The organism is Methylobacterium sp. TK31 (assembly GCF_055361545.1).
In genome coordinates this window covers 744,648-765,129 of record NZ_CM143964.1, presented here as the reverse complement: position 1 = coordinate 765,129, position 20,482 = coordinate 744,648, and the positions used below count along the sequence as shown (strand labels likewise).

Annotated in this window: 17 protein-coding genes and 1 pseudogene; 13 read left to right on the top strand and 5 right to left on the bottom strand. The window is 72.3% G+C overall.

The features are described from left to right. The first annotated feature begins 44 nt into the window (after positions 1-44). Positions 45-1,037 carry a LacI family DNA-binding transcriptional regulator gene (locus ACXJY8_RS03430; RefSeq protein ID WP_463776096.1) on the top strand — a complete coding sequence of 331 codons (993 nt, stop codon included), beginning with the start codon at positions 45-47 and terminating at the stop codon, positions 1,035-1,037. Positions 1,038-1,084: 47 nt separating this feature from the next. Here ACXJY8_RS03430 and ACXJY8_RS03425 read toward each other — a convergent pair whose 3' ends face one another. Continuing rightward, a complete protein-coding gene (locus ACXJY8_RS03425; RefSeq protein WP_463776095.1) occupies positions 1,085-3,856 on the bottom strand; it encodes an MHYT domain-containing protein in 2,772 nt (923 codons plus the stop codon). Between the two features lie 178 nt (positions 3,857-4,034). Between ACXJY8_RS03425 and ACXJY8_RS03420 the strand changes: the two genes are divergently transcribed. From ACXJY8_RS03420 to ACXJY8_RS03400, 5 genes are all read left to right on the top strand, one after another. Then, positions 4,035-4,295: a hypothetical protein gene (locus ACXJY8_RS03420; protein WP_463776094.1), complete on the top strand. Its 261-nt coding sequence runs from the start codon at positions 4,035-4,037 to the stop codon at positions 4,293-4,295. 393 nt (positions 4,296-4,688) lie between these two features. Then, a complete protein-coding gene (locus ACXJY8_RS03415) occupies positions 4,689-6,116 on the top strand; it encodes a chromosome partitioning protein ParA (RefSeq protein WP_463776093.1) in 1,428 nt (475 codons plus the stop codon). A gap of 96 nt (positions 6,117-6,212) precedes the next feature. Continuing rightward, positions 6,213-6,671 carry a hypothetical protein gene (locus ACXJY8_RS03410; protein ID WP_463776092.1) on the top strand — a complete coding sequence of 153 codons (459 nt, stop codon included), beginning with the start codon at positions 6,213-6,215 and terminating at the stop codon, positions 6,669-6,671. 85 nt (positions 6,672-6,756) lie between these two features. Continuing rightward, entirely contained in the window at positions 6,757-7,353 is a 597-nt protein-coding gene (locus ACXJY8_RS03405) for a hypothetical protein (protein ID WP_463776091.1), read from the top strand. A 303-nt stretch (positions 7,354-7,656) separates the two neighbouring features. Next, positions 7,657-7,809 (top strand): hypothetical protein, encoded by a 153-nt coding sequence (locus ACXJY8_RS03400; protein WP_463776090.1) that lies wholly within the window; start codon positions 7,657-7,659, stop codon positions 7,807-7,809. 97 nt (positions 7,810-7,906) lie between these two features. Here ACXJY8_RS03400 and ACXJY8_RS03395 read toward each other — a convergent pair whose 3' ends face one another. Together ACXJY8_RS03395 and ACXJY8_RS03390 are read right to left on the bottom strand one after the other, a co-directional pair. After that, positions 7,907-8,806: a metallophosphoesterase family protein gene (locus ACXJY8_RS03395; RefSeq protein WP_463780335.1), complete on the bottom strand. Its 900-nt coding sequence runs from the start codon at positions 8,804-8,806 to the stop codon at positions 7,907-7,909. A 98-nt stretch (positions 8,807-8,904) separates the two neighbouring features. Next, positions 8,905-9,387 (bottom strand): annotated as a pseudogene (locus ACXJY8_RS03390) (VIT1/CCC1 transporter family protein); the annotation flags it as partial. A gap of 340 nt (positions 9,388-9,727) precedes the next feature. Between ACXJY8_RS03390 and ACXJY8_RS03385 the strand changes: the two are divergent. From ACXJY8_RS03385 to ACXJY8_RS03355, 7 genes are all read left to right on the top strand, one after another. Beyond that, entirely contained in the window at positions 9,728-10,498 is a 771-nt protein-coding gene (locus ACXJY8_RS03385) for a lysophospholipid acyltransferase family protein (protein WP_463776089.1), read from the top strand. Positions 10,499-10,503: 5 nt separating this feature from the next. Then, the gene (locus ACXJY8_RS03380; protein WP_463780331.1) at positions 10,504-11,811 is read left to right on the top strand and encodes a 3-deoxy-D-manno-octulosonic acid transferase; all 1,308 of its coding nucleotides are present in this window, start codon (positions 10,504-10,506) and stop codon (positions 11,809-11,811) included. 10 nt (positions 11,812-11,821) lie between these two features. Then, positions 11,822-12,805 (top strand): tetraacyldisaccharide 4'-kinase, encoded by a 984-nt coding sequence (gene lpxK / locus ACXJY8_RS03375; RefSeq protein WP_463776088.1) that lies wholly within the window; start codon positions 11,822-11,824, stop codon positions 12,803-12,805. A gap of 74 nt (positions 12,806-12,879) precedes the next feature. Next, a complete protein-coding gene (locus ACXJY8_RS03370; RefSeq protein WP_463776087.1) occupies positions 12,880-13,200 on the top strand; it encodes a hypothetical protein in 321 nt (106 codons plus the stop codon). Continuing rightward, entirely contained in the window at positions 13,197-15,302 is a 2,106-nt protein-coding gene (locus ACXJY8_RS03365) for a hybrid sensor histidine kinase/response regulator (protein WP_463776086.1), read from the top strand. Before ACXJY8_RS03370 ends, ACXJY8_RS03365 begins: the two co-directional genes overlap by 4 nt. Before the next feature lie 67 nt (positions 15,303-15,369). Next, positions 15,370-15,573, top strand: a complete 204-nt coding sequence (locus tag ACXJY8_RS03360; protein WP_463776085.1) for a type II toxin-antitoxin system ParD family antitoxin — start codon at positions 15,370-15,372, stop codon at positions 15,571-15,573. Further along, positions 15,570-18,077, top strand: coding sequence for a PAS domain-containing protein (locus ACXJY8_RS03355; RefSeq protein ID WP_463776084.1), 2,508 nt, complete (start codon positions 15,570-15,572; stop codon positions 18,075-18,077). Before ACXJY8_RS03360 ends, ACXJY8_RS03355 begins: the two co-directional genes overlap by 4 nt. 135 nt (positions 18,078-18,212) lie before the next feature. On the opposite strand, the gene ACXJY8_RS03350 is transcribed toward ACXJY8_RS03355, so the two are convergent. Together ACXJY8_RS03350 and motA are read right to left on the bottom strand one after the other, a co-directional pair. Further along, the gene (locus ACXJY8_RS03350; protein WP_463780328.1) at positions 18,213-19,118 is read right to left on the bottom strand and encodes a flagellar motor protein MotB; all 906 of its coding nucleotides are present in this window, start codon (positions 19,116-19,118) and stop codon (positions 18,213-18,215) included. Positions 19,119-19,158: 40 nt separating this feature from the next. Further along, positions 19,159-20,016: a flagellar motor stator protein MotA gene (gene motA, locus ACXJY8_RS03345; protein WP_463776083.1), complete on the bottom strand. Its 858-nt coding sequence runs from the start codon at positions 20,014-20,016 to the stop codon at positions 19,159-19,161. Positions 20,017-20,482 lie beyond the last annotated feature (466 nt).

Below are 20,482 nucleotides of genomic sequence, written 5' to 3'. Positions count from 1 at the left end.
TGCCCTGCGCCCCATGCAGGGGCCGTCCGGGAGACTTCACTGTGGTGACCAGGACCCGCCCGCCCTCCTCCATCGCCGTGGCGCGGCTGGCGGGCGTCTCGCAATCGGCGGTGTCGCGGACCTTCACGCCGGGGGGCGTCGTTTCTGCGGCCACCCGCGCCAAGGTCCTGGCGGCCGCCGAGGCCCTGGACTACCGGCCGAACCTGCTGTCGCGCTCGCTGACGACCGGGCGCTCGGGCCTCGTCGCCGTGGCGGTCGGCGGCCTCGCCAACCCGTTCCACGGCATGGCCCTGGAGAGCTTCGCCGCCGGCCTGCAGCGGGCGGGGCGGCAGGTCATGCTGGTCGTCGTCGAGGACGAGTGGGCGCTCGGCTCGGCCGTGGAGGTCCTGGCGGGCTACCGGGTCGACGCGGTGCTCACGTCGCTCTCGGTGAACGCGGCGGACGTGGCCGAGGCCCTGACCCGCTTTTCCGTGCCCATCGTGACGATGAACTCCTCGGTGACCAGCCGCTGGGTCCGGACGGTGGCGGCCGACGACCACGGGGCCGGCGTCGCGATCGCCAGGCACCTGCACGCCCAGGGCGCGCGTCGCTTCGGCTACATCGCGGGCCGGCCGGGCACGCTCGCCCAGGAGCGCCGCGAGGCGGGCTTCCGGCAGGGCCTGGCGGACCTCGGCATCGCCGATTGCGCCCGGGCGCAGAGCGACCACCACCACGGCGGCGGCTCCGCGGCGGTGCGGGCGCTCTATCGATCCGGCACGGGGCCGGACGGCCTGTTCTGCCTGAACGACCTCACGGCGATGGGCGCCATCGACGCGCTTCGCGAAGAGTTCGGCCTGCGCTGTCCCGAGGACGTGCTGGTGGCCGGCTACGACAACGTCGCGGCCTCGGCCTGGCCGCCCTATCGCCTGACCACGGTGGATGTCGGCCTCGACCGGGTCGCGGCCCGTGCCTTCGCGCTGATCGAGGCGGAGGATGGCGGCCCCAGCGAGGTCCTGGTGCGGCCCCGCCTCGTGCTGCGCGCCAGCACCCGGTGCTGACCGGGCGCGGGCCCGGCCCGCCCGGGTGAATCGCCGTGCCGCCCGGTTCAGGGCGTCTCCGCCGCGGCCGCCTCCGGGGGCTGGCCGAGGCGGGCGACCTCGGCGGCCAGTTCCTGCAGGCTGGCATCGCCCTTGCGGACCACCCGGTCGACGCCGGCGAGCTCGTTCCGCTCGGCCGGCGAGATGTCCCGGGCGCTGAGCACCACCACGGGGATGTCGGCGCAGCCCGGCAGGGCGCGCAGCCGCAGCAGGAACGAGAAACCGTCCATGACCGGCATGGTCAGGTCGAGCAGGATGACGGCGGGCCGGGCCTCGTCGACCCGCGCCAGGGCCTCGGCCCCGTCGCCGGCCTCCCGCACCGACCAGCCGTCGCGCTCCAGCACGTGGCGCAGGCGCTCGCGCATCCCCGCATCGTCGTCCACCACCAGCACCCCGCCGGGCTCGGGGCCGAGGCGGGTCAGCACGGCCTTCAGGCGCCCCCAATCCACCGGCTTCGGCAGCGCGTCCGCCGCCCCGAGGGAGGCGCTCAGCGCGGCATCGGCCACGAAGCTCACCATCACCACCGGGATGTCGCGGGTCGTCCCATCGGCCTTCAGGGTCGAGAGCACCGTCCAGCCGTCGACCTCCGGCATCATCACGTCGAGCAGGATCACCCGGGGCGCCAGGGTTCGGGCGAGGTCGAGGCCGGTCCGGCCGTCGCCCGCCGTCCGCACCGAGAAGCCCTGCCGGATCAGGAAGCGCGCCAGCAGGTCCCGCTGGCTCGCCTCGTCGTCGACGACCAGCACGAGGCCCCGGCTGCCCGCGGCCTCGTGCTCGGTCTGCGCCTCCGGCGCCTCGGCCTCGGGCGTCTCGACGGCGGGCAGGACGGCCGGCACGGTCAGGGTGAAGGTCGTGCCCTGCCCTTCGACGCTCGCGGGCACGACATCCCCGCCCATCAGCCCGGCGAAGGCCCGGGTCAGGGCGAGGCCGAGGCCGGTGCCGCCGTACTTGCGCGTCGTCGTCTCGTCGGCCTGGGCGAAGCGCTGGAACAGCCCCGCCACCTGCTCGGGCGACATGCCGATGCCGGTATCGACGACGGCGAAGCTCAGCCGGTCCCCGTCCGCGGCGGCGAAGCGGCGGACCCGCAGGGTGATCGTCCCGCCCTCGGTGAACTTGGCGGCGTTGCCGAGGAGGTTGAACAGGCACTGGCGCAGCTTCACCGAATCGGTGCGCGCCGCGCCGAGGTCCGGCGCGAGGTCGAGGACGAGGCGGTTGCCCTTCTTGGCCACCAGCGCCTCGACCGTGGCTGCGGCGTCGCGCGCGAAGGCCTCGACGGCGAAATCCTCGGCGTAGACGTCCATCTTCTCGGCCTCGACCTTCGAGAGGTCGAGGACGTCGTTGATCAGCCCGAGCAGGTGCTGGGCGTTCGCCCGGATCTTGCCGAGGTCGGACAGGAAGCTGTCCTGGCCGAGATCCTCCGCCTCCTCCTCCAGCATCTCGGCATAGCCGATCACCGCCGAGAGCGGGGTGCGCAATTCGTGGCTCATGTTGGCGAGGAAGCGGCTCTTGGCGCGGCTCGCTTCCTCGGCGGCGTCGCGGGCCTCCCGCAGGGCGGCCTCGTAGGCGTGCCGCCCGGTGACGTCCACGTGCACGCCGACCCATTCGCGGATGGTGCCGTCGGCGTCGTGCACCGGCACGGCGCGGACCGCGTAGTGGCGCCAGTCCCCGTCCGGGTGGCGCACGCGCTGGTCGACCACGTAGGGCGTGCCGGTCCGCACCGCCGCCTCCCAGACCAGGCGGGCATTCTCCGCGTCGTCCGGGTGCAGCACGCGGGTCCAGCCGCCGCCGCGATAGTCCGCGAAGCTCTGCCCGGTGATCTGCTCCCAGCCGGGCTGCTCCTCGACCAGTTCGCCCGCCGCGTTGGTGTTCCACATCACGCCGTCGACGGCCCGGACGGCGGCGCGGAAGCGCGCCTCGCTGACGTGCAGGCGCCGCTGCACCCGCCCCTGGTCGAGGGAGCCCGCCATCATCGCCAGGAACAGGATCACGACGGTCACGCCCGCCACCGCCAGGGCGAGGTTCTGCGGGCCGGCCGCCGGAACCGCCCCGTGCGCCGCCTGGGCGCCGCCCTCCGCCAGGGTGAAGCTCGCCGCCGCCATGCCGGTGTAGTGCATGCCGGCCACCGCCAGGCCCATGATGCAGGCGGCCACCAGCTTCTGCCAGAGCCGGTTGCGGCGGAAGGCCAGCCAGAGGGCGGCGGTCGCCGCCGAGACCGCGATGGCGATCGAGGCGAGGACGATCGCGGGCGCGTAGGCCATGTCGCCCGGGATCCGCATCGCCGCCATCCCGACATAGTGCATGGCCGCGACGCCGAGCCCCATCAGCGGCCCGGCGACGAGGAGCGACCGCAGCGAGGTGCCCCGGATCGCCACCCAGCCGAAGCCCGCCGCGGTGGTGACGATCGCCACCAGGAGGGACAGGGCCGTGATGCCGAGATCGTAGGCGGCGGGCGCCCCCATCGCGAAGGCCAGCATGCCGACGAAGTGCATCGCCCAGATCCCGCCTCCCATCGCGACGGCGGCGGTCCCCACCCAGACCCAGCGCAGGCGGGGGGCCGCGCCGAGGACGCGGCCGCCGAGATCGAGCGCCGTGTAGGAGGCGAAGACCGCGATGGCGATCGAGAGGGCGACGAGGGCGGGATCGTAGCCGGTGTGAACCATGGGAAAGCCCGTGCGGTGGCGGTCCGCCCCGCCCCTCGAACCCGGCACGGCGGCGTCGACCGCGGGGATCGCGGCGGCGGCGGATGAGGGTGGCGGGCCGGCCGGGGAGGCGGCGTTCACGCTCTGTAGACCATCCGGGCGCCCCCGCCGCCTTCACGAAGCCGTGGGGCGCTCCCGGAAGCCCGGCGTCCCTTGCGACACGCGGCGATCCCGCCGGCTATTCCACCCGCGCCGATCCCGCCGCCATAGGACAAGCTGTCCGGCTGACGGCCGAACGCCCGGCATGCGATGACGGGGCATGATCCGGGTCATCAAGCACATCATCGTCGAGCCGACGGCGGACCAGCTCCAGCGCCTGAGGCGGATCGAGGCGGCCGTCGCCGCGCGGTTTCCCGACGCCGTCACCGACATCATTCCCGGCCTGCTCGACGACGACCTCGTGGTCGAGGTGCGCCTCCCCCTCGCCCACCTGCTCGACTGGCGCGGCGCCCGGGAAGCCTGGGGCGATTTCAGCCGGATCGGCGGCGAGGCCGGCGCCCGGGACGGGACGCGGGGCTGAGGCCCGGCCGGTCCTGTCCCCAGCGCCCCGTTCACGCTTGCGTGATTTGGGCCCACAGGTTCGCGCGACCGCGGCGCAGCATTCGGCCAACGGACCGAGGATCATCTTCGACGGGGCCAAGCTGAGCCGAGCAACCGCACCGGTCGGCATGTCCTGCGCCACAAAAACCATACGTTAAGATTTTACTAACAGGTCGCGGCTGCCGCGATTGACAGGGGCCGGAAATTGCAACTTTGATGGAAATATCTCGTGGGTCCTCCACGGAGAGGATGGACCACAGACATGAGCTGGCTTTCGCTCCGCAAATTAACCGCAAGTGAAAGCAAGACCACGTCCTCGCAGCAGGCCGATGCACTGCCGCGTGCTCCAATACACGACGTGCCGTTTGTCCGAATGGGCGAAGACGTCGAAACGTCCGAGCTTCCACTGGAGGGTGAAGAACTCTCGCTGGATTCTCTTTCGCTGGACTCCCTCGGGCAGCACAACGAGAGCCTGCGGTTCCGCGTCGCCGAGATGTCGGAGCGGCTGGACGACCTGAAGTCGCTCCAGGCGGACTTCTCGGCCCTCCTCGTGCCGATCGTGGCGATCACCGAGGAATTGCCGCGGGCCAAGGTCCGGACGGCGGAGCTCGAGACCCTGCTGGCGATGGAGCAGAGCAGCGCCGGCACGCTCCGGCGCGACCTCGCCGATGCCACCGGCCGGCTCGCCGCGGCCACCAACGACGTGGCCGCCGCCAAGATCCAGCTGCATCATCTGGAGACCAGCCTCCAGGCCCGCGACGCGGCGGCCGAGGAGATCCGGATCGCCCTGCGCGACAAGACCCTCCAGGCCGAGAACCTGGAGCGGCGCCTCTTCGCGGAGACCGAGCAGAGCCGCGCCCTGCAGGGCGAGAGCAAGGCCCTGCGGGTCGAGGCCAAGGCCCTCGACCAGGCGCTGGCCCGCTCGGACAGCGAATTGCAGGACCTGCGCGAGAGCCGGCACGCCCTCGACCGCGACAACCTGCGGCTCCAGAACCTGAGCGAGGCGCAGGCCGCCCAGCTCGCGGAGCTGACCGCCCGGGCGCAGGACTTCGAGGGGCAGGCCGAGGCCGGCCGCGTCGCCCTGCACAACGCCGAGCAGCAGCTGGCGGCCGAGATCGCCGCGGCCCAGAAGGCGGAGGCCCAGTACGAGGCCGAGGTCGCCAACCACCGCACCGAGCGCGCCAGCCTCGCCATGCGGGTGGAGGCGGCGACCAGCCGGCTCGCCAACACCGAGCAGATGCTGTCCCAGCTGCGCACCCAGCTGCGCGAGCGCGACGAGGCGGGCCGCTCGGCCGAGCGCGGGCTCAAGGAGGCCTCGATCGAGCGCGTCACCCTGGAGCGTCGGCTGGAGAGCGCCCAGGCCGACCTCGCGAGGCAGAACGAGCGCTTCCTCGAGATGCAGCGCACCCGCTCGGAATTCGAGCATCGCTGCGAGATGCTGACCAAGGCGATGGCGGCCAAGGACGCCGCCCTGGAGCAGGCGTTGGGCCGGGTCTCCAGCCTGTCCGACCGCATCGACCACCTGGTCCACCGCCAGGAGGTGGAGCGCGCCGATTTCGAGACGGTGAACCACCGCCTGATAGAGGAGCTCCAGCACGAGCGCTCGGAGCGCAAGCTCGCGCAGGGCGCCCTCGACATCGCCCGCGAGAGCCGGGTCTCGCTGCAGAAGCAGCACGAGGCCCTGCGCCGCTCGGCCCGCAGCTTCGCCGCAGACGAGGCGGCCCGGGCCGAGGCGGCTCCGCCCCCGCCTCCGCCCGAGCCCAGCAACGTCCGCCCGTTCGCCCCCGCCTCCGACAAGTAGGGCCCCCGCCCGAGCCGACCGATCCAGCCGCGCCGACCCGAATCCGTCACCCCATCGAGAGACCGCGCGGCCTAGACCCCGCGCAGGGAAGCCCACATGTCCGAGACCGCGCTTCGCGACCGAGAGACGTCTTCCGCCGGAGCCTGGCTGATGCGCAGCCTGCCGAGCCCCCATCGCGGCGCGCCCGCGCCGGAGCCGCTCGCGCCCCAGGCCGCCCCGGCCGACGGCCTGCCGGCCCCGGCCGGCCCGAAGCGCGACTGGTCCGCCTCCCTCGACCTGATCCACGAGGCGACGGCTGCGATCCGCATCAGCGAGGAGCGCGCGGCCGAGCTGGAGCAGGAGCTGGAGCGCACGGTCGCCCGCGCTCTGGAGCGGGCGACCGCCCTGGAGGCCCAGGTGGCCGCCGCCCAGACCCGGGCCGACCTGGCCGAGCGCCGGGCGGAGGAGGCCGAGGAATGGCTGGCCCGCCTGCACGACGCGGTGGTGGAAGGCTTCACCCGCCGCCCGTCGCAGGACGAGGCCGCCCCGTCCGTTCCGGTCCAGGCCGCCTCCTGACGCGCCCCGGGGCGCGGGGGGACGGAACCGCGTTCGGCTCCCCCGCGTCCTCTTCGAGACCGTGCCCCGCCCGGGATCCGCCCCCATGTCCGCTGCCGCCTCTCCCGCCCTGTCGCCCGTGATCGACCTCGCGATCGCCCGGCTGCCCGTGCGCCACGGCGCCGAACGCCAGGAGGTGCACGAGGTGGTGCCCGAGGCCGCGCACGAATCGGTGCTTGAGCGCCCCACGGGGCAGGCCCTCGTCCTGGTCCCGCTCGCGCCGGCCTCCCCCGCCTCGGAGCTCGGGGCGACGACCCTGCGCCTCGTCGAGCACAGCATGGAGACGATCCAGGCCCTGCACACGCGGGTCGACACCATCTCCGCCCAGGCGCGGGACCTGATCCGCCTCACCCACCGGGAGCGCGTCGAGCAGCAGGGCGAGCTCGACCGCGCCCGCGCCGAGGGCGCCACCTGGCGCCGGCAGGCCATGGAGCTGGAGATCCGGCTGCGGGAGGCCCAGCTCCGGGTGCGCGAGGCCGAGATGGCCCGGCGCGAGGCCGACGAGGCCGTCCTCGACGCCCGCCAGCAGGCCCGCGCCGCCCAGGCCGAGGTCCAGGGCCTTGAGTCCTACCTGCGCCGGATCAGCGATTTCCTGCAGGCCAATCTCGGCCACGGCCCGGCCCGGCCCTCCGGCGACGCCTGAGCGCGACCCCGAGCGAATCGCTCCGGGGCCGCGGCGCGGAGCCCGGACGGCCCTCCGGCGGCGTCCGGGCCTGGTCGGCGCGCGCCCTCCCGTGAAAACGATGCTGCGGCGCAAGCGTGGCCATTCGTTGAGAAGGCTCGCGGATTTCGGGTGCGACGCTGGAATGCCAGTATCTCCGCTGCGCTGCGGGATGGAATTCGGGCTCTCTGGACTGTCGAGGACTTGCGTAGTCTGAACCGGAAGTTAAGATTTTAACTCCGCCGAAAACATATCGCGTCTAACCTTTTTGACAGGGTGATAGCCATGTCCAACGTGATTCGCGTGAAGCCGACGCATGACGGCACCTACACGGTCTATCGCGGCGACGCCGTCCTGGTGAGCGGTCTGACCCGCCTGCAGGCGGAACGCTACCAGGCCAGCATCGCCGCCCAGGCCAAGGTCCTGGAAGACGCCTGAGCGACGACGCCCGGCATCGGGCGCCTGTAACGACGACGCCCGGAACCGGGCGTCCTGGAACGACGAGGGCTCGAGGCGATGCCGGTCCGGCGTCGCCTCAGGTCCGGACCAGCGAAAGCGGTCCGAGGTCGGCGATCATGCCGGTCTCGGTCAGGCCCCGCTCGACACCCGCGACGGCGTAGCCCGTCGCCTCCCGCGTGATCGTATAGAGGTGGTAGCTCGCCCGGTGATGCCGGGCATCGCCCCGGGCCGAGGCCGAGGCGGCCCCCACCACCGGAATCGACCGTCCCCCCGGCCCGGCCACGAACGCGACGCTGCGGACGTGGTTGTGGCCGTGCAGGATCAGTTCGGCGCCCGCATGGGCGACCATGGCGGTGAACGCCCCCGCATCCTTCAACTCGCGCCCGGCGGTCGTGCCGCCGGGATGCGAGGGATGGTGGATCATCACCACGCGGAAGGGCGGCTCGGGCTCGGCCCCGAGCGTCCGGAGCAGGGCCTCCGTGGCGGCGATCTGCTGCGGGCCGAGGCGTCCGCTCGCCATCAGGGGCTTGGTCGGAATCGCCGAGGACAGGCCGATCAGGGCCACCGGCCCGCGCCGGCGCAGGTAGGGGAAATGCCCGTGCGTGCCGTCGTCGCCCGTGGTCCAGGCGCCGCAGGCCAGGAGCAGCCCCTCCAGGGAGCCGCGCACGTAGGCGTCGTGGTTGCCCGGCACGAAGCTGACGGCGTCCGGCGCCCCGAGGGCTTCGAGGAACACCTTCGCGGTCGACCACTCGCTCGGCAGGCCGATGTTGCAGAGGTCGCCGGTGCAGGCGATGTGGTCGTGCCCCTGCGCCTGGAGGTCGGCCACCAGGGCGGCCAGCACCTCCATGTCGTGGGCGTCCTTGCGGCCGCGCTGCCAGTTCACGTAGCCGGTGGCGCGCTTGCTCAGGAGCTGGCGCAGGCGCGGGCGCGTCAGCGGCCCCACATGGGGGTCGGTCAGGTGGGCGAGGCGGAACATCATCCCCCGGTGAACAAGCGACGGGCGGGTTTTCGCGCCCCGCATCGCCCCATCGGGCCCCGGGGGTCAACCCTCGGCCCGCGAATCCGGCCCGTCCCTCAGGCGCTGCCGATGGCGATTCCGGCGAGCAGCACCAGGGCGCCCCCGAGCACCACCTGCATCGCCGCGCGCCAGAACGGCGTCGCCATGTAGCGGGTGCGGATCGCCGCTATCGCCAGCAGTTCCACCACCACCACCAGGATGGCGAGGCCCGTCGCGATGCCGAAGGCGTTGGGCCAGGCGGAGGGGATCGCGTAGGGCAGCGTGTGGCCGAGGCCGCCCACGGTGGTCATCACCCCGCAGACCAGGCCGCGCATCCAGGGCGTTCCGCGCCCGGTGATCTGCCCGTCATCCGAGAGCGCCTCGGTGAAGCCCATGCTGATCCCGGCACCGATGGAGGCCGCGAGCCCCACCAGGAAGGTCGCGCCGTTGCTGTGGGTCGCGAAGGCGGCCGCGAAGATCGGCGCCAGGGTCGAGACCGAGCCGTCGATGAGCCCGGCGAGGCCCGGCTGCACGTAGCGCAGGACGAAGGCGCGGTGGGCCTCGGCCGCCTCGGCCTCGATCGCGGCGACCGATCCGGGGCCGTCATGGACGGGGGAGATCATCATCGTGAGCGTCCTTTCGCGGCCCGGCCGCTGTTTGGATTGATTCCAATTTATAGCTTGGAACGGCTCTAAACAAGCGCTGGAGGCCCGTTTCTGTCTCGGAAACGGCCCGTCCGGAGGCCTCCGCGCCGTTGCGCCGGCGGCGGGATCGGAGCTAGACAGCCCGGCTTCCCGCCCGGCGCGCCCTCCGGCGCGACGGACGGGACGGCTCCGTGGACATCCCTTCCTCGAAAGCCTCGCCGCCCGCCCGTCGGGGCCGCGATGCGAAAGCGACGTGATGAGCCTGGTCAAACGCATCGGCCGCGCGCCCGCGGTCCAGCAGGCCCTCGGCATCGTCGCCGGCGGCTACCTGCGCCTCGTCCGGCGCACCAACCGCTTCACGGTGGAGCCGGCCGCGCCCGATTCCTGGCTCGACGGGCTCGGGCCCTTCATCGCCGGCATGTGGCACGGCCAGCACACGATGATCTCGTTCATGCGCCGGCCGCACGACCGGATCGCCACGATCATCTCCCGCTCGCCCGACGGCAACATCAACACCATCGCGCTCACCCGGATGGGGGTGCGGGTCATCCGGGCCTCCGGCGCCCGGGGCCGCGTGCTGCGGGACGCCCGGGCGAAGGGCGGGGCCGAGGGCCTGCGCGCCATGCTGCGCGCCCTCAAGGACGGCGAGACGGTGGCCTTCAGCGCCGACGTGCCGAAGGTCTCGCGCCGGGCCGATGCCGGCATCCTCACCCTGGCGCGCTTCTCCGGCCGGCCGATCGTCCCCGTGGCGGTGGTGACGAGCCGGCACTGGCGCTTCAACAGCTGGGACCGGGCCTGCCTCGGCCTGCCCTTCGGCCGCGGCGCGATGGTGTTCGGCGAGCCGATCCTGGTGCCGCGCGACGTCGAGCCCGAGGCCCTCGAGGCCCTGCGCCGCCGGCTGGAGGCCGAGATGAACCGCGTGCACGACCGGGCCTACACCCTCGTCGGGCGCCCCGACCGGGTCGGACCGCACGACCGCGTCACCCATGCGGACCGCGTCGGGGCCGGCATCGGGACCCCCGCGTGAAGGCGATGGCGAAGGCCCCGCCCCTCACGGCGATCCTGAGGGCCTACCGGACCGGGCTCTATCTCGGCGAGCCGGCGCTGGCCGGCCTGCTCGCCTGGCGCGCGCGCCGGGGCAAGGAGGATCCCGGGCGCCTGGCCGAGCGGCGCGGGCTGCCCGGCCGGGCCCGGCCCCTGGGGCGTCTCGTCTGGATGCACGGGGCGAGCGTCGGCGAGGCGCTCTCCCTCGTGGGCCTCGTCGACGGCATGATCGCCCGCGGCTTCTCGGTGCTGGTGACCACCGGCACCCGCAGCGCGGCCGAGCTGATCGGGCGGCGCCTCCCGGCCGGGGCCGTGCACCAGTACGTGCCCCTCGACGCGCCCCGCTGGGTCGACCGCTTCCTCGACCACTGGCGGCCCGACCTCGCGCTCGTCGCCGAATCCGAGATCTGGCCGAACACGATCCTGGGCCTGCACCGGCGCGGCATCCCGCTGCTCGTCGTCAACGGGCGGATGTCGGAGCGCTCGTTCCGGGGCTGGGGCCGCACGCCCCGCACCGTCGAGGCCCTCCTCGCCCGCATCGCGATCTGCCTGGCCCAGACCGATGCGGATGCCGATCGCTTCCGCCGCCTCGGCGCCCCCCGGGTCAGCATCGCGGGGAACCTGAAATACGATTCCGAGGTGCCGCCGGCGGACGGCCAGCAGCTCGCCCACCTGCGCGACCTCGTCGGCGACCGGCCGGTCTGGGTCGCGGCCAGCACCCATCCGGGGGAGGACGCCATGGCGGCCCGGGCCCATGCCCGCCTGCGGGCGCGCTGGCCCCGGCTCCTCACCATCGTGGTGCCGCGCCATCCCCATCGCGGCGGCGACGTCGCGGCCTGCGCCGGGGCCGAGGGCCTGCGCAGCGCCCGGCGCTCGCAGGGCGGGCGCCCCCATGGTGGCGTCGACCTCTACGTCGCCGACACGCTGGGCGAGCTCGGCCTGTTCTACCGCCTCGGCCGCATCGTCTATCTCGGCGGCTCCCTGGTGCCCCATGGCGGCCAGAACCCGATCGAGCCGACGCGCCTGCGCGCCGCCGTGCTGCACGGCCCGCACGTCCACAACTTCACTCAAGTCTATCGCGCCCTCGACGAGGCCGGCGGCGCCCTCGCGGTGGCCGATGCCGACGCCCTGTCCGCGGCCCTGGGCGACCTCCTGGGCGACCGCCCCCGCATCGAGGCCATGAACCGGGCCGGCGCGGCCGCCCTGCAACCCTTCGAGGGCGCCGTCGCCCGCACCCTGTCGGTGCTCGATCCCTTCATCGCCCAGATGACCCTCAAGGCGATGGCGGCCCCGTGAGCGCTGGCTGATGCGCCCCCCCGCCTTCTGGGCCGGACCTCCCGGCCATCCCGCCGCCCGATGGCTCGCCCCCCTCGGCGCCCTCTACGGCCGGCACACCGCCGCGCGCATGGACCGCCCCGGCGCCGCGGCCCCCTGCCCCGTCCTCTGCGTGGGTAACTTCACCCTGGGCGGGGCCGGCAAGACTCCCACCGCCCTGGCGCTCGCAGCCCTGCTGCGGGACCTCGGGGCGAAGCCGGCCTTCCTCACCCGGGGCTATGGCGGGCGTCTCGCCGGCCCGGTGCGGGTCGACCCGGCGCGCCAGTCCGTCGCCGAGACCGGCGACGAGGCGCGGCTGCTGGCGCGGGCCGCCCCGACGATCCTCGCCCGCGACCGCCCGGCGGGCGCCGCGCTCTGCCATCGCGACGGCGCCGACGTCATCGTCATGGATGACGGCCTGCAGAACCCGAGCCTCGCCAAGACGCTGTCGCTGGCCGTGGTCGATGCCGGCGCCGGCCTCGGCAACGGGCTGCCCTTCCCGGCCGGCCCCCTGCGGGTGCCCCTCGCCCGGCAATGGCCCCACATCCACGGCCTCGTGCTGATCGGCGACGGCCCGCGCGGCGCGTCCGTGGCCGAGGATGCAGGGGCGCGCGGCCTGCCCGTCCACCGCGCCCGCCTGGTCCCCGGCGCCGACCTGACGGGCCGCCGCGTCCTCGCCTTCGCGGGCATCGGCCGCCCCGAGAAGCTCTTCGCGAGCCTCGAGGAGGCCGGCGCCACCCTCGCCGGCCGCCGCACCTTCCCGGACCACCATCCCTACGCCGCCGCCGACGAGGCCGCCCTCGCGGCCGAGGCGGCCCGCCTCGGCGCCGCGCTGATCACCACCGAGAAGGACCACGTCCGCCTCAGCCCGCGTTTCGCCGACCGCGTCGCGACCCTGCCCGTGACCCTCGTGTTCGCCGACGCGGCGCCGCTGCGGGGGCAGCTGCGCAGGCTCCTCGCCGGAGCGGCGGGCTAGGAGGATGGCCCGCGCCGCAGCTTTCGCCGGCCTCTCGGTCCGGCGCTCTCGGGCGGTGACCCCGGAGGCGGGGCGTGGCGGGAAACCCGGTCGGCCGCGACCCCGCCGCTGCGACCGATCGGTCGCTTGTCATCTCCGGAAAGACGCGCCATCAGGCGTCCATGACCGTACGCAAGGCCGCGTCGATCTCGCTCCGTCCCGAACGGATGCCCCGCCCGGAGCGGCATGCCGTTGCCGAACGGATGCTGGCCTTCGGGCGCGACGGCACCCGCGGCGCGGTCGTCCGTGCGGGCCCGTGCCGCCTCGACGAGCGTGAAGTGGACGCCCATCAACATCGGACCGCCCCGAGAGCCGGACGCCCCATGGAGGCGACGGAAGGACCCCTGGTCGCATGAGCGGCGCGCGCGCTCCGTCCCCGGCCGATGCGCCGGCCGGCACGGTCATGGACCGGTCGATCGGTTCGTTCGACTGGTCGGCCACGCCCCTCGGACCCCGCGAGGCCTGGTCCCCCGGTCTCACGGCCATCTACGAGATGATGATGGCCTCCCCGCTCGCCATGTGCGCCGCCTGGGGGCCGGACCTGACCCTGATCTACAATCGGGCCTACGTGGACTTTCTCGCGTCCCGGCATCCGGCGGCACTCGGTCGACCGCTGAAGGAGGTGTGGCACGACGTCTGGAACGACATCGAGCCGTTCGTCGCGCGGGCCCTGGCGGGGGGGCATGTCCAGCGGACCGACATGCACCTCGCCATGACCCGCCGGGGCTATGCGGAGGACACCTACTGGACCTTCGCCTACAGCCCGCTGCGCGACGGGGCGGCGACGCCGGGTTTCCTCAACATCGCGTTCGAGACGACGGCGGGCGTCCGCGCGCAGCAGCGGCGCGATGAGGCCGAGACCAGCCTGCGGCGCCTGAACGCGACGCTCGAGCAGCAGGTCGCGGACCGCTCGGGCGAGCGCGACCGTCTCTGGAACCTGTCGTCCGACATGCTCGCCCGCGCCGACTACGAAGGCATGATGTCGGCGGTCAGCCCCGCCTGGACCCAGGTGCTCGGCTGGTCCGAGACCGAGCTCCTGTCGCGCCCCTACGCGACCTTCATGCATCCCGACGACATGGACCAGACGCTGGCCGCCCTCGCCCGCATGGGCGAGACCGGCCTGCCGGCCCGGTTCGAGAACCGGATCGCCACCCGCGCGGCGGGGTGGAAGCCGATCGAGTGGACGGTGACGCCCGAGCCCGGCGGCGGCAACTTCATCGCCGTCGGACGCGACCTGAGCCTTGCGAAGGCGCGCGAGGCCGAGCTCGCGGTGGCGCAGGAGGCCCTGCGCCAATCGCAGAAGATGGAGGCGGTGGGCCAGCTCACCGGCGGCGTCGCCCAAGACTTCAACAACCTGCTGACGATCATCCGGTCGTCGGTGGATTTCCTGCGCCGCCCCGAATTGCCGGACGAGCGCAAGCGGCGCTACCTCGATGCCGTCTCCGACACCGTCGATCGGGCCGCCAAGCTGACCGGGCAACTCCTCGCCTTCGCCCGGCGCCAGACCCTGAAGGCCGAGGTGGTCGACGTCGGGCAGCGTCTGCGCACGATCAGCGACATGCTCGATCCCGTCACCGGCGCGCGCATCCGCCTGGTGACGGACCTGCCGGACCGGTCCTGCTTCGTCCGGGTCGATTTGAATCAGCTGGAGACCGCGCTCATCAACATGGCGGTCAACGCCCGCGACGCGATGGAGGGCGAAGGGACCCTGACCCTGCGGCTGGCCTGCGGCAGCGCCATGCCGTCGATCCGCGGGCACCAGGGCAGCAAGGGTCCCTTCGCCGCGATCGCGTTGCAGGACACCGGCTCCGGCATCGCCGCCGACCAGCTCTCCCGGATCTTCGAGCCGTTCTTCACGACCAAGGCCGTGGGCAAGGGCACCGGCCTCGGCCTGTCGCAGGTGTTCGGCTTCGCCAAGCAGTCCGGCGGCGACGTCGACGTCGACAGCACCCCCGGCGTCGGCACCACCTTCACCCTGTACCTGCCCGAGGTCCTGCCGGAGGAGGCGCCGCGGGACGAGACCGGCCACGGCGAGGGGCCGGCCCCGCTGGGGCGGGGTCAGCGCATCCTGGTGGTCGAGGACAATATCGGGGTCGGCCAGTTCGCCACGCAGATCCTCGACGATCTCGGCTACCAGCCGACCTGGGTCGCCAATGCCGAGGAGGCGCTGGACCGGCTCGGCAGCGACGGCGCCGGGTTCGAGCTGGTCTTCTCCGACGTCGTGATGCCGGGGATGGGGGGCGTGGCGCTCGCCAAGGAGCTCCAGCGCCGGTTGCCCGAGCTGCCGGTGGTGCTCGCTTCCGGCTACAGCCACGTCCTGGCGCAGGACGGCAGCCACGGCTTCGAAGTGCTGCACAAGCCGTATTCGGCCGAGCAGCTCGGCCGCATCCTGCAGCGGGTCTCGCTGCAGCGGGCCTCGCTCCAGCAGGTCTCGGGCGGGAAGCCGGGCCGCGCCTGACGCCGCCCGCGCGACGGGCCGGTCGGCGAGGTTTGACAACCGGCACACGCCATGGAACGGCTGGGCGATGCCCGCCGCGCCGCCCCGCACCATCGTCCTGACGCAGGAACCGGAGAGCTCCGTCCGTGCGCAGGTCGCCCGCACGCAGGGCGCCCGCGGGCACAACGCCAGCGCCGGCGAGGTCGTGCGGGCCGCCCTGCGCCTCCCGGTCGAGCGCGACCACGGTGTGACCCGCGAGGCCGCCGCGCCGAAGCCGGTGGACGGCCGATGAGCGGGTCGACCCCGCCCGCCGCGGCAACGCCCGCGTTCGCGGCCGACCTCCTGGCGGTCGAGAGCATCGCGGCCGTGCCCACCATCCTCGACGTCGTCTGCCGGACGACCGGGATGGGCTTCGCCGCGATCGCCCGGGTCACCAGCGACCGCTGGGTGGCCTGCAGCGTCCGGGACGAGATCGGGCTCGGCCTGCAGCCGGGGGGCGAACTGGAGATCGCCACCACCATCTGCAACGAGATCCGCGACAGCGGGACGGCCGTGATCATCGATCACGTGGCCGAGGACCCGGCCTATTGCCGGCACCCGACGCCTCAGCGCTACGGCTTCCAGAGCTACGTCTCGATGCCGATCCGGCTGCCGGACGGCAGCTTCTTCGGGACGCTCTGCGCCCTCGACCCGCGCCCGACCCAGGTCAGCACCCCCGCGATCGTGGGCATGTTCCGGATGTTCGCCGACCTGATCGGCTTCCACCTCGATGCGCATCGGCGCCTGGCGGACGGCGACACCCTCCGGCGCAGCGAGAGCTTCGTCACCGGCATCCTGGCCGCGAGCCCGGACTGCGTGAAGGTCCTCTCCGTGGACGGCGTGCTCGAGTTCATGAGCGCGCGCGGGGTCGTGCTGAACCAGCTCGAGTCCGTGCAGGACGTGCTCGGCCGGGAATACGCCTCCCTCTGGCCGGAGGCGGAGCGCGGGAAGCTGCGCGAGGCGGTGCGCGCGGCGGCGGCCGGGCAGACCACCCGCGTGGTGGGCTTCGGCCCCACGGCCAAGGGGGAGCCGCGCTGGTGGGAGGTGAGCTTCGCCCCGTTCCAGCCGGAGGGCAGCGCGGCGCTCAAGCTCGTGGGGATCTCGCGGGACATCACCGAGCGCTACGAGGCCGAGGCCGCCCGGCGCGGCGCGGCCGAGACGCTGCAGGCGCTCAACGACAGCCTGGAGCGGCAGGTCGCCGAGCGCACCGCCGAACTGCGGCTCTCGCGCGACATCCTGCAGTCGAGCGCGGCGCCGATCTGCGCCTTCGACACCGCCTACCGCCTGATCGCCTTCAACCGGGCGCACAGCGACGAATTCCACCGGATCTTCGGCCGCCGGGTGCAGCTCGGCGACGTCTTCCCCGATCTCTTCCCGGAGGATCAGGCCCCGGTGATGCGGGGCTTCATGACCCGGGCGCTGGCCGGCGAGATCTTCACGGTCACCGAGGAGTTCGGGGATCCGGACCTCGTCCGGCCGTACTGGGAGGTGTCCTACTCGCCCCTGCGCGACGAGGCCGGGGCGATCATCGGCGCCTTCCACTTCGCCAAGGACATCTCGGAGCGGCTGCGCGCGGAGGCCGAGCTCGCCCAGACGCAGGACGTGCTGCGCCAGAGCCAGAAGATGGAGGCGGTGGGCCAGCTCACCGGCGGCGTCGCCCACGACTTCAACAACCTGCTGACGATCATCCGCTCCTCGGTGGATTTCCTGCGCCGTCCCGAGCTCCCGGACGAGCGCAAGCGGCGCTACCTCGACGCGGTGTCCGACACCGTCGACCGGGCCGCCAAGCTCACGAGCCAGCTGCTGGCCTTCGCGCGCCGCTCCGCCCTCAAGCCCGAGGTGTTCGACCTGCGGGAGCGCCTGCGCGCCGTCGCCGAGATGCTCGACACCGTCACCGGCGCGCGCATCCGCGTGGAGGTCGAGACCCTGGACGAGCCCTGCTTCGTCGAGGCGGATGTCAGCCAGTTCGAGACGGCCCTGATCAATCTGGCGGTGAACGCCCGCGACGCGATGGAGGGCGAAGGCGCCCTGACCCTGCGGCTGCGCCGGACGGAGCGCCTGCCCCCGATCCGGGGCCACGCCGAGGCCCGCGGGGCCTTCGCGGCGATTGCGCTCGGCGACACCGGGTCGGGCATCGAGGCCGGGCAGCTGGAGCGCATCTTCGAGCCGTTCTTCACCACCAAGGCGGTGGGCCGCGGCACGGGGCTCGGCCTCAGCCAGGTCTTCGGCTTCGCCAAGCAGTCGGGCGGCGACGTCGACGTGGAGACGAAGGTCGGGGTCGGAACCACGTTCACGCTCTACCTGCCCGAAGTCGAGGCCCGGGCCGCGGCGCCGGCGCCCGAGAGCCCGCCGGTCGAGGCCGCCTCCCCGATGGGGGCCGGACAATGCGTGCTGGTGGTCGAGGACAACCTGGAGGTCGGGCGCTTCGCCACCCAGATCCTGGAGGACCTCGGCTACCGGACGAGCTGGGCCGTCAACGCCGAGGAGGCCCTGGACCGGCTCGGCTCCGAGGGCGGCGGCTACGATGCCGTGTTCTCGGACGTGGTGATGCCGGGCATGGGCGGCATCGCCCTCGCCCGGACGGTGCGCCGCCGCTTTCCCGGCCTGCCGGTCCTCCTCGCCTCCGGCTACAGCCACGTCCTGGCCCAGGACGGCGCCGAGGGCTTCGAGCTGATCCACAAGCCCTATTCCGCCGAACAGCTCGGACGCATCCTGCGCCAACTCACGGCCCGCCGGCCGGACAGCCCTTCCCGCTGAGAGCGGGGACGGCGGGTCGCCGCGATTCCGACCTGCATCATCCCCCTCTGATGGCGTGGCGCACCGGTCTGTGATCGACGCAGCGTCCGTCCCGGTTTGCGACGAGCCCTCCGCAGGCGGCGAGGCGCCTCGTCGTCAGCGAAACGGGTTCGGGGGCGCCGATGGGCTCGCGTTCAGCAGCGTGATCGTGACCCGTTGGTTCGGCGCGATGTAAGGATTGTCGGGGAAAACCGGCTCGGTGTCGGCGCGTCCCACCACGGACGTGAAGTTGTCGTCCGGAACCCCGGCACCCGCCAGGATCGCGCGCACGGCGAGCGCACGCCCGGCGGTGAGGCTCCAAGGTTCGCCGGCTCGCGCCGAGCCCGGGCGCGTGGCGGCCGTGTGGCCGATGATCGACAGGTTGTTGGGCAGCCGGCGCAGGGCCGGCGCGAGTGCCTCCAGCACGCGACGGGTGCGCTCGTAGGGGTCGACGGAGCCCTCGCGGAACATGGAGCGGCCGTCCTGGTCTACGAGAGAAACGTTCACGCCCTCCTTGGTGGGCTCGACCACGATGTTGCGCGACAGTTCGGCAACTTCGGGCATCTTCTGGAGCGCCTGCCGGAGGCTGGCGGCGGCACTGGCGTTGGCCTGATCGCGGACGGCCGGACGGCTGGCATCGAGATCGCTGGGCCGAGTCGCGCGCGTTCTGTCCTCCTGCTCGGCCGAGCCCCTGGCCGCGTCGCGCGGCGAGGACGCCTTATCGCCCGAACTGTCGGCCGAGCCCCAAGCGGCCTCGCGCGGCGTGGCCGCCTTGTTGCCGGAGGTGTCCAGGGCGGTGCCGTACAGCATTCCACCAGCGCCACTGGTTTGCGGGCTCAAAGCTGCCGGAGCGAAGTATTCCGCTAACCCGATCTTCTGCTCCTCCGTCGTCATGCTGATCAGCCACATCAGCAGAAAGAACGCCATCATGGCGGTCACGAAATCCGCATAGGCGATCTTCCAGGCCCCGCCGTGGTGGGCATGAGAGGCCTTCTTGACCTTCTTGATGATGATCGGCTGGATGGCCATGGCCCACGTGTCCCTGCTCGAGATGGCGTCAGATCTAGGCGGGCAGAGCGGCGGTTGCCGTTTCCACTTCGTTGAAGGTCGGGCGGACGTCGCTCATCAGGGCTTTGCGGGCAAATTCGACCGACATCACCGGCGGCTGACCGCTGATATGGGCGATGAGACCCGCCTTGAGTGAAAGGTAGTACTTGGATTCGGCCTTGAGGAGGCTCTTGAGCGACTGCGCCATGGGCCCGAAAAAACCATACGCGACGAATACGCCGAAGAAGGTGCCGACAAGCGCGCCGCCGATCAGATGTCCGAGCACCTCCGGCGGCTCTTTGATCGCTCCCATCGTCTTGATCACGCCGAGCACGGCAGCGACGATGCCGAGCGCCGGTGTTCCGTCGGCGAGCGCTTGCATGGACGAAACGACCTGCTCCTGCTCCTCGTGGTGCGTTTCCAGCTCCTCATCCATGAGGGCTTCGATCTCGTAGGCGTTGTTGGCGCCCAGCATCACCATCCGCATGTAGTCGCAGACGAACTCCACCGCGTGATCGTTCGCCGCAAAGGTCGGGAAGGCGTTGAACAGCGTCGACTCGCTCGGATTTTCGATGTGCGGCTCGAGCGCCATCATGCCCTTCTGCTTCACGAGTTTGAACAACGAGTATTGCATCCCGAGCAGTTCGACGTAGCTTTGCTGCCTGTATCGGGGTCCCTTCACGATCGTGCCCAACATGGCCGGCACGGCCCTGAGCACCGACCCGGTGTTGCCGATGATGAAGGCACCGATCGCTGCACCGAGGATGATGACGAACTCGAACGGCTGCCAAAGGACCTCCAGGTGGCCACCCATCGCTGCGTAGCTGCCGAAGACGCAGGCGAAGACGACTATTGCGCCGATGAACAACCGCATGATGTGCCATTCCCGCGCGGCGGCAGGTAAAGCCCCCGCCAAGCCACGAATGATCCGAGAAATCAGCGATTAAGATTAACAGCGCGTTTAGAGCCGTATCCGGAGGATCATCACATGTTTGGCCCAAGCATTTGGTCGAGCGGGTTCGACCTGAAGCGCGGAGCTCAGCGAACCACACGTTGCAGATGACCTCGGAGGATGTGAGGTCACGCAGCGTCTTGAGGCGGCAGCCTGCCCGCACGCTGAATCGCTCAATTCCCAAGCTGGATAGCATCCTCCGCTGTAGGGGTTGGATCTCTGCGAAACTTACCCATCCATCCGCGGACAATGCTGATAGATGACCCATGCCCGGGGGAATCCTGAGCGTCCAAGCCACTAAAAACAGAGGGTTCGGCCTATCGGCCCTGTTGTGGAAAGTACAATTGCTTTCGACATAGAAGGTGGCTCCCGCCTTCGACGCGTTGCA

What these genes read in the sequence shown, in the direction of transcription:
- ACXJY8_RS03395 (WP_463780335.1), bottom strand. Translation starts at nt 8,806, where the DNA reads ATGTTCCGCCTCGCCCACCTGACCGACCCCCATGTGGGGCCGCTGACG.
- ACXJY8_RS03355 (WP_463776084.1), top strand. Translation starts at nt 15,570, where the DNA reads ATGAGCGGGTCGACCCCGCCCGCCGCGGCAACGCCCGCGTTCGCGGCC.
- motA (WP_463776083.1), bottom strand. Translation starts at nt 20,016, where the DNA reads ATGCGGTTGTTCATCGGCGCAATAGTCGTCTTCGCCTGCGTCTTCGGC.
- ACXJY8_RS03420 (WP_463776094.1), top strand. Translation starts at nt 4,035, where the DNA reads ATGATCCGGGTCATCAAGCACATCATCGTCGAGCCGACGGCGGACCAG.
- ACXJY8_RS03410 (WP_463776092.1), top strand. Translation starts at nt 6,213, where the DNA reads ATGTCCGAGACCGCGCTTCGCGACCGAGAGACGTCTTCCGCCGGAGCC.
- ACXJY8_RS03400 (WP_463776090.1), top strand. Translation starts at nt 7,657, where the DNA reads ATGTCCAACGTGATTCGCGTGAAGCCGACGCATGACGGCACCTACACG.
- ACXJY8_RS03360 (WP_463776085.1), top strand. Translation starts at nt 15,370, where the DNA reads ATGCCCGCCGCGCCGCCCCGCACCATCGTCCTGACGCAGGAACCGGAG.
- lpxK (WP_463776088.1), top strand. Translation starts at nt 11,822, where the DNA reads ATGCGCCCCCCCGCCTTCTGGGCCGGACCTCCCGGCCATCCCGCCGCC.
- ACXJY8_RS03415 (WP_463776093.1), top strand. Translation starts at nt 4,689, where the DNA reads ATGGGCGAAGACGTCGAAACGTCCGAGCTTCCACTGGAGGGTGAAGAA.
- ACXJY8_RS03380 (WP_463780331.1), top strand. Translation starts at nt 10,504, where the DNA reads ATGGCGAAGGCCCCGCCCCTCACGGCGATCCTGAGGGCCTACCGGACC.
- ACXJY8_RS03385 (WP_463776089.1), top strand. Translation starts at nt 9,728, where the DNA reads ATGAGCCTGGTCAAACGCATCGGCCGCGCGCCCGCGGTCCAGCAGGCC.
- ACXJY8_RS03405 (WP_463776091.1), top strand. Translation starts at nt 6,757, where the DNA reads ATGTCCGCTGCCGCCTCTCCCGCCCTGTCGCCCGTGATCGACCTCGCG.
- ACXJY8_RS03365 (WP_463776086.1), top strand. Translation starts at nt 13,197, where the DNA reads ATGAGCGGCGCGCGCGCTCCGTCCCCGGCCGATGCGCCGGCCGGCACG.